This is a genomic window from Streptomyces poriferorum (assembly GCF_019399235.1).
Lineage (GTDB): Bacteria > Actinomycetota > Actinomycetes > Streptomycetales > Streptomycetaceae > Streptomyces > Streptomyces poriferorum.
The window spans coordinates 1-1,373 of record NZ_JAELVH010000599.1 but is presented as its reverse complement, the minus strand read 5'-3'; the positions used below and the strand labels follow the sequence as shown (position 1 = coordinate 1,373).

Annotated in this window: 1 protein-coding gene; it reads right to left on the bottom strand. The window is 63.9% G+C overall.

What is annotated here, in order from left to right:
- A partial coding sequence (locus JGS39_RS39935; RefSeq protein WP_219574645.1) for a glycoside hydrolase family 10 protein occupies nt 1-816 on the bottom strand: 816 nt, incomplete at its 3' end.
- Between the last annotated feature and the right edge of the window lie 557 nt (nt 817-1,373).

Sequence of the window (1,373 nt, the reverse complement as noted above, 5' to 3'; positions counted from 1 at the left end):
GCTCGCGGCCTGCGCCGATCCCGATCCCTCGATGTCCAGCTCGGTGATCTGCACGTCCACACCCAGGTCGGCGAAGCGCTGCAGATTGGCCTGGTAGTCCGAGGGGACGGGGGAGTTGCTGTTGAAGTGCGACTGGAAGCCGACGCAGTCGATCGGCACACCGCGCTGCTTGAAGTCCTTCACCATGGCGTAGACCGCGTTGCTCTTCGCGTTCTGACCGTCGGTGTTGTAGTCGTTGTAACAGAGCTTGGCGCCCGAGTCGGCGGCCCGGGCGGTGCGGAACGCCTCCTCGATGAAGCCGTTGCCGAGCTTGTCCTGGAAGGGCGAGCTGCGCCTGGCCCCGCTGCTGCCGTCCTGGAAGGCCTCGTTGACGACGTCCCAGGCGTAGATCTTGCCCTTGTAGTGCGCCATCACCTGGTTGATGTGGTTGTTCATCGCCGAGCGCAGATCGGTGGCCCCGAGCCCGCTGACCCAGCCGGGCAGCTGGGAGTGCCACACCAGCGTGTGACCGCGAAGCTTCATGCCCTTGCCCTGGGCATGGCTGACGATCTGGTCCGCGGAACCGAAGTTGAAGCTGTTGCGGGAGGCCTCGACGGCATCCCACTTCATCTCGTTCTCCGGGGTCACCATGGTGAACTCGGTGTCCAGAGTGGAGGCGTACGCGGACTCGCCCAGGTGGTTGGCGGCCACGGCGGTGCCGAAGTAGCGGCCCTTGGCGGCGGCGGACGCCCCGAGAGTCGTCGCGGCCTCTGCGGTGCCCGCGAGCGAGAGGACCCCCGCCGCGGCGAGCAGGCCCGCAGTGGCGAGCGCGGACACCCTTCGTGCCCGTGAGCGAAGTCCGGGACGTTCGGCTCGGCTGCCGCGCGATGAATGGACGATCACTATTCAACACCTTCTTCCGATCGCCGGGCGGCATTCGCGGGCCGCCCGGACGGGGGGTGGACTGTGCGCAGAGCGGTTCGTCCGCCACGGGGACGCGCCGGTCAAGGACGGTTCCGTGGCGAGAGGTTGATCGGTGAAGCAAGGGAGCGAGGGAGAGTATGCGCGCGCCCGGGCGGCTCGTCAACGCCACATTTCCGAAATATTTCGACGAGGTAAAGCGATGCTCAGGTGCTCTTGAGGCCTGTGACCTGCTGATATTTGATCTGCTTCACGCTGTAAGGAATGGCGGATGGGACGCATGCGCACATTCGCCTCTGAGGGTTACGAAAGGATTCCGATCGCTGAATGGATGTCGGCATCGAAACTCGCTGGATATCCGGAGTGCCCTTCGGCTACACATCGGATGAGCTGGGATTTTCGTACTCGCATCAGCTGATCGGATGACAGTTGAATCAAAAGTGGCGAGCTGATGGATCGAAATATTTCGATCC